The sequence below is a fragment of the Bradyrhizobium genosp. SA-3 genome (genome assembly GCF_004212635.1).
Lineage (GTDB): Bacteria > Pseudomonadota > Alphaproteobacteria > Rhizobiales > Xanthobacteraceae > Bradyrhizobium.
This window is the reverse complement of record NZ_PSRT01000249.1, coordinates 1-6,041: the sequence shown is the minus strand read 5'-3', so window position 1 is coordinate 6,041 and position 6,041 is coordinate 1. Positions and strand designations below refer to the sequence as shown.

Genomic DNA, 6,041 nt, shown 5'->3' with positions numbered 1-6,041 from the left:
AGCTTGCGAAGCAAGCGTCTCGAAGGACGAGGCGCGCGCTCAGGCCGCTCAAAATACCATATGCGATTGCCCTGGCTGCGATCCTGTGCCCGCGCGGACAGCGTGACAGGGCACATCAGCGCGGCCGGTGGCCATGATCGTCGCCACCGCGAGTCCCTTCGCGGATGCATACAGCGTTCCCTGCATCCTTCTGGCGAGCGGAAACGAAAAGCTCCGGTAGAACATGCCGTGACAGCGATGCGCCGCGCTTGATCGCGGCAGCGTCTGCCAGGAGGCGCGAAGTCCCCCAAATCCCGCTGGCGAAGGCGCGGTTAGTGGCATACCATTTGCACGCCAATGGGCTCTGGTTTCACCTGCCCTTGGCCAATGATGGCCGGCATCACGGCAATACTGGGAGGACTTCATGGATCGCAGGACCGTATTGAAGGGACTGGCCGGCGCGGGCGGTCTGGCGTTGACGGGTGGCCTCTCGGCCCCTGCGCTGTCGCAAGGCGCGGCGGCGCGCACGTTGCGCTTCGTGCCGCAAGCGAATCTCGCCAATTTCGATCCGATCTGGGGCACCCAATACGTCGTGCGCAATGCTGCCGCGATGGTCTGGGACACGCTCTACGGCATCGATTCCTCCCTGCAGCCGCAGCGGCAGATGGTCGAGTCCGAGGAGACCTCCGACGACGGCAAGACCTGGACATTCCGCTTAAGGTCTGGCCTCAAGTTCCATGACGGCGAGCCGGTGCTGAGCAAGGACGTCGTCGCGAGCCTTTCCCGCTGGGCGGCCCGCGATCCGATGGGCCTTATGATCAAGGCGCTCCAGCAGGAATTGACCGCTGTTGACGACCGCACCTTCAAATGGGTGCTGAAACAGCCCTATCCGAAGATGCTTTACGCGCTGGCGAAGAACAATTCGCCTTGCTCGTTCATCATGCCGGAGCGCATCGCACAGACCGATCCGTTCAAGCAGATCACCGACTATGTCGGCTCCGGTCCGATGAAGTTCGTCAAGGGCGAATGGGTGCCCGGCGCGAAAGCGGTGTTCGAGAAGTTCGCCGATTACGTGCCGCGGCAGGAGAAGGCATCCTGGCTTGCCGGCGGCAAGCAGATCCTGATTGATCGCGTGGAGTGGGTGGTGATGCCGGACCCGGCGACCGCGGCGGCTGCGTTGCAGAACGGCGAGGTCGACTGGTGGGAGAACCCGATCGCCGATCTTGTGCCCGTGCTGAAGAAGAACAAGAACATCAGCGTCGATATCGGTGATCCCCTCGGCAATATCGGCTCGTTCCGCATGAACCACCTGTTCGCGCCGTTCAACGACGTGCGGGCGCGGCGCGCGGTGCTGATGGCGCTGAGCCAGGAAGATTATATGCGCGCGATCGTCGGCGACGACACCGCGCTGTGGAAGCCGCTGCCCGGCTTCTTCACGCCCGATACGCCGCTCTACAGCGAACTGGGCGGTGAGATCCTGAAGGGCAAGCGCGACTTCGATGCCGCCAAGAAGCTGCTGGCCGAGAGCGGCTATTCCGGCCAGCCGGTGACGTGTTTGGTGGCGCAGGACCAGCCGATCACGAAGGCGCAAGGCGACGTCACCGCGGACCTCCTGAAACGGCTTGGCATGAATGTCGACTTCGTCGCGACCGATTGGGGCACGGTTGGTTCTCGCCGGGCGCAGAAGACGCCGCCCGGGCAGGGCGGCTGGAACATGTTCCACAGCTGGCATGCCGGCGCCGACTGCATCACGCCCGCCGCCTACACCGCCATTCGCGCCAATGGCGACAAGGCCTGGTTCGGCTGGCCCAATAGCCCGAATACCGAGAAGGAAATCACGGCCTGGTTCGAGGCCAAGAATCTCGAGGAAGAAAAGGCGGCGATCGGGCGGGTCAATAAGGCGGCGCTCGAGGATGTCGTCTACGCGCCGACGGGCTTCTTCCTGACCTATACGGCCTGGCGCAAGAACGTCTCCGGCATCACCAAGGGGCCGCTGCCGTTCTTCTGGGGCGTATCGAAGTCCGCATGATCGTGCGCTGAAGCCAGATGCTCTCTTACATCCTCCGTCGCATCGTCGCGACCTTGCCGGTGATGGCGATCGTCGCGCTGTTCGTGTTCAGCCTGCTCTACATCGCGCCGGGCGATCCCGCCGTGGTGATCGCGGGCGACCAGGCGAGCCCGGAGGATGTGGAGCGCATCCGCCAGAGCCTAGGCCTCGATCGTCCCTTCCTGGTCCAGTTCGGAAGCTGGGTCTGGCGCATCCTGCACGGCGATCTCGGCACCTCGATCTTCACCAATCTGCCGGTATCGGCGATGATCGGCCAGCGTCTCGGACCGACGCTGTCGCTGATGATCGTCACGCTCCTGCTCACGATCGTGGTCGCGGTGCCGCTCGGGGTGGTGGCGGCCTGGAAGGCCGGCAGCCTGATCGACCGCGTCATCATGGGCTTTGCCGTGTTCGGCTTTTCGCTGCCCGTCTTCGTGGTCGGCTACATGCTCGCCTACGTCTTCGCGCTCGAATTGGAATGGCTTCCGGTGCAGGGCTATACGCCGCTCACGGCAGGCTTCTGGCCATGGCTCGAGAACCTGATTCTGCCGGCAATCGCGCTCGGGTGCGTCTATATCGCGCTGGTCGCGCGCATCACCCGCGCGGCCATGCTCGAAGTGTTGCAGCAGGACTATATTCGCACCGCGCGCGCCAAGGGCCTCGGGCAGGGCGGCATTCTGTTCATTCACGCGCTGAAGAATGCGGCAGTTCCGATCGTGACCGTGATCGGGATCGGCATCGCGCTCCTGATCGGCGGCGCGGTGGTCACGGAGAGCGTGTTCGCGATCCCCGGCCTCGGCCGGCTCACGATCGATGCGATCCTGCGCCGCGACTATCCCGTCATCCAGGGCATCGTGCTGCTATTCAGCTTCGTCTACGTCCTCGTCAATTTGATGATCGACGTCATCTACACGCTCGTTGACCCGAGGATCCGCTATTGACCGATACGACCGTCAATTCGCAATCGCTTCCCGCCGGCCTCGTCGTCGCGCCGCAACTGCCCGAGATCCTCCGGCCGGTCACGATCAGGCGCGGCTTCATCGGGCTCTTGCGCGGCCATCCCACCGTCGCGATCGGTGGCGCGCTGCTGCTGACGCTGGTCCTGATCGCGATCTTCGCAGCCCATCTCGGAACGGTCGACCCGACCGCGCTCGCACCGGCCAAGCGTACGCGGGCGCCGTCGGCCGATTTCTGGTTCGGCACCGACGTGCTCGGCCGCGACATCTATTCGCGCGTGCTGTTTGGTGCGCGGGTCTCGCTCACGGTCGGGCTTTCAGTTGCGATCATCGCATCCGCGGCGGGCCTTGCCATCGGCATGGTCTCGGGCTTCATCCGCTGGGCCGACGGCATCCTGATGCGCTTCATGGACGGGCTGATGTCGATCCCGCCGATCCTGCTCGCCATCGCGCTGATGGCGTTGACCCGCGGCAGCGTCGGCAACGTCATTCTGGCCATCACCATCGCGGAAATCCCGCGCGTCTCACGCCTCGTGCGCAGCGTGGTGCTGTCGCTGCGCGAGCAGCCCTATGTAGACGCAGCGGTCGCCTGCGGCACACGCACGCCGATGATCATTTTGCGCCACATCCTGCCCAACACGGTGGCGCCGATGCTGGTGCAGGCGACCTATATCTGCGCCAGCGCCATGATCACGGAGGCGATCCTGTCCTTCATCGGCGCCGGCACGCCGCCGACCATTCCGTCCTGGGGCAACATCATGGCCGAGGGCCGCGCGTTGTGGCAGGTCAAGCCCTACATCGTGTTCTTTCCGGCGGCGTTCCTGTCCGTCACGGTGCTCGCCGTGAACCTGCTTGGCGATGGCCTTCGCGATGCGCTCGATCCGCGCATGGCCAAGAGCCTCTGATGTATCGAGGCTGATCGCGATGGCGCTGCTCGAAGTCGAAAACCTCCAGACCCATTTCCGCACCCCCGGCGGCATCAACCGCGCCGTCGATGGCGTGTCCTTCCATGTCAACGAAGGCGAGACGCTCGCCATCGTCGGCGAATCCGGCTGCGGCAAGTCGGTGACCTCGATGTCGCTGATGCGCTTGGTCCCGGAGCCGCCGGGCAGGATCGCTGGCGCCATCCGCTTTGCGGGCAGGGACCTGCTGCAACTGTCCGATCGCGAGATGCGCGCCATCCGCGGCAACGACATCTCGATGATCTTCCAGGAGCCGATGACGAGCCTGAACCCGGTGCTCACCGTCGGCCGCCAAATCCGCGAGACCTTGATGATCCATCAGGGCCTCGACAAGCAGGCTGCGGAAGCGCACGCGATCGAGATGCTGACGCTGGTCGGCATTCCCGAGCCGAAGCGGCGCGTGCGCGAATATCCGCACCAGCTCTCCGGCGGCATGCGCCAGCGCGTCATGATCGCCATCGCGCTCGCCTGCAATCCGAAGCTCCTCATTGCGGACGAGCCGACCACCGCCCTCGACGTGACCATCCAGGCGCAAATTCTCAAGCTGATGCTGGACCTCAAGCGCCGGGTTGGGGCCGCCATCATCCTGATCACCCACGATCTCGGCGTCGTCGCCGAAATCGCCGAGCGCGTGATGGTGATGTATGCCGGCCGCAAGGTCGAGGAAGCGCCGGTCGCCGAGCTGTTTCGCTCGCCGCGCCATCCCTATACGCAGGGGCTGCTCGGCGCGGTGCCGAAGCTTGGCTCCTCGCTCGCCGGGACGGCAACGCGGCTCGCCGAGATCCCGGGGCAGGTGCCTGACCTCCGCAAGCCCATCACCGGCTGCGTCTTTGCCGGGCGCTGTGCGCTTGCGACCGATCTCTGCCGGCAATATGCGCCGGGGCTCGAAGAGAAGGGACCCCGTCACATCGCCGCCTGCCACTATGCGGCCAAGGGAGCTGTCGCGGCATGAGTCCTCCGCTGCTCCAGGTCAACGACCTCAAGAAGCACTTTCCGGTCAAGACCGGCCTGTTCGGCCGCAAGTCCGAATTCGTCTATGCAGTCGACGGCGTGTCGTTCGAGATCGCGCGCGGCGAGACACTGTCGCTGGTCGGCGAGTCCGGCTGCGGCAAGTCGACGGTCGGCCGCGCCATCCTGCGGCTGTTCGACATCACTGCGGGGCAGGTCATCCTCGATGGTCAGCGGATCGACGACGCCGCGCCGAGCACGATGCGTCAGATGCGCCGCCGCGTGCAGGTCGTGTTCCAGGATCCGTTCTCGAGCCTCAATCCGCGCATGCGCGTGCGCGACATCCTGGCCGAGCCGATCCGCAATTTCGGTCTCGCCAAGTCGGCGGAAGACCTCGAGGTGCGCGTCACCGCGTTGATGGATACCGTGCGCCTGCCGCGCGAGGCGCTGAACCGCCGGCCACACGAGTTCTCCGGCGGCCAGCGCCAGCGCATCGGGATCGCGCGGGCGCTGGCGGCCGAGCCCGAGCTGATCGTGTGCGACGAGGCTGTCTCCGCGCTCGACGTCTCGGTCAAGGCGCAGATCGTCAACCTGCTCCAGGATCTCCAGCGCGAGTTCGGCCTCGCGCTCTTGTTCATCAGCCATGATCTCGCGATCGTCGAGCACATGACCCACCGCGTCGCGGTGATGTATCTCGGCAAGATCGTTGAGGTCGCCCCGCGCCGCGAGATCTTTGCGGCACCGAGACACCCTTACACCAAGGCGCTGCTCTCAGCGGTGCCGCTGCCCGAGCCCGGCGCCCAGCGCCATCCCATCATCCTCAAAGGCGACGTGCCGAGCCCGATCAATCCGCCGCGCGGATGCCGCTTCCACACCCGCTGCCCCTTCGTCTTCGATCGCTGCCGGACCGAGGAGCCGGCGCTTCGTGCGATTGGAGCCGAGCAGTGGGTGGCCTGTCATCTCGAAGAGGGCGTTGCCGCGACGAGCAGCTAAAGCGTGATGAGATCAGGCTTGTTTGCTGCACCGAAGGTGCGCTCCCTCTCCCGCTTGCGGGAGAGGGTTGGGGAGAGGGTGTCTCCGCAATGGGACAGTCCCCTAGAGGAGAAAGCCCTCACCCGGCGCTGCGCGCCGACCTCTCCCGCGAGCGGG

5 protein-coding genes are annotated in these 6,041 nt (G+C 65.3%); all 5 read left to right on the top strand.

The annotated features are described in order from the left end of the window. The first annotated feature begins 403 nt into the window (after positions 1–403). From CWO91_RS41205 to CWO91_RS41185, 5 genes are read left to right on the top strand one after another with little or no spacing between them, the layout of a single operon-like run. Positions 404–2,008 carry an ABC transporter substrate-binding protein gene (locus CWO91_RS41205; RefSeq protein ID WP_130221027.1) on the top strand — a complete coding sequence of 535 codons (1,605 nt, stop codon included), beginning with the start codon at positions 404–406 and terminating at the stop codon, positions 2,006–2,008. A gap of 17 nt (positions 2,009–2,025) precedes the next feature. After that, the gene (locus CWO91_RS41200) at positions 2,026–2,967 is read left to right on the top strand and encodes an ABC transporter permease (RefSeq protein WP_091887701.1); all 942 of its coding nucleotides are present in this window, start codon (positions 2,026–2,028) and stop codon (positions 2,965–2,967) included. Next, positions 2,964–3,887 (top strand): ABC transporter permease, encoded by a 924-nt coding sequence (locus tag CWO91_RS41195; RefSeq protein WP_130221026.1) that lies wholly within the window; start codon positions 2,964–2,966, stop codon positions 3,885–3,887. Before CWO91_RS41200 ends, CWO91_RS41195 begins: the two co-directional genes overlap by 4 nt. Before the next feature lie 19 nt (positions 3,888–3,906). Beyond that, the gene (locus CWO91_RS41190; RefSeq protein WP_165406062.1) at positions 3,907–4,896 is read left to right on the top strand and encodes an ABC transporter ATP-binding protein; all 990 of its coding nucleotides are present in this window, start codon (positions 3,907–3,909) and stop codon (positions 4,894–4,896) included. Next, positions 4,893–5,885: an ABC transporter ATP-binding protein gene (locus CWO91_RS41185; protein WP_130221025.1), complete on the top strand. Its 993-nt coding sequence runs from the start codon at positions 4,893–4,895 to the stop codon at positions 5,883–5,885. Before CWO91_RS41190 ends, CWO91_RS41185 begins: the two co-directional genes overlap by 4 nt. Positions 5,886–6,041: the final 156 nt, after the last annotated feature.

Bases quoted from the DNA above. Each gene is read 5' to 3' on its own strand.
- CWO91_RS41205 (WP_130221027.1), top strand. From the start codon at position 404: ATGGATCGCAGGACCGTATTGAAGGGACTGGCCGGCGCGGGCGGTCTG.
- CWO91_RS41200 (WP_091887701.1), top strand. From the start codon at position 2,026: ATGCTCTCTTACATCCTCCGTCGCATCGTCGCGACCTTGCCGGTGATG.
- CWO91_RS41190 (WP_165406062.1), top strand. From the start codon at position 3,907: ATGGCGCTGCTCGAAGTCGAAAACCTCCAGACCCATTTCCGCACCCCC.
- CWO91_RS41185 (WP_130221025.1), top strand. From the start codon at position 4,893: ATGAGTCCTCCGCTGCTCCAGGTCAACGACCTCAAGAAGCACTTTCCG.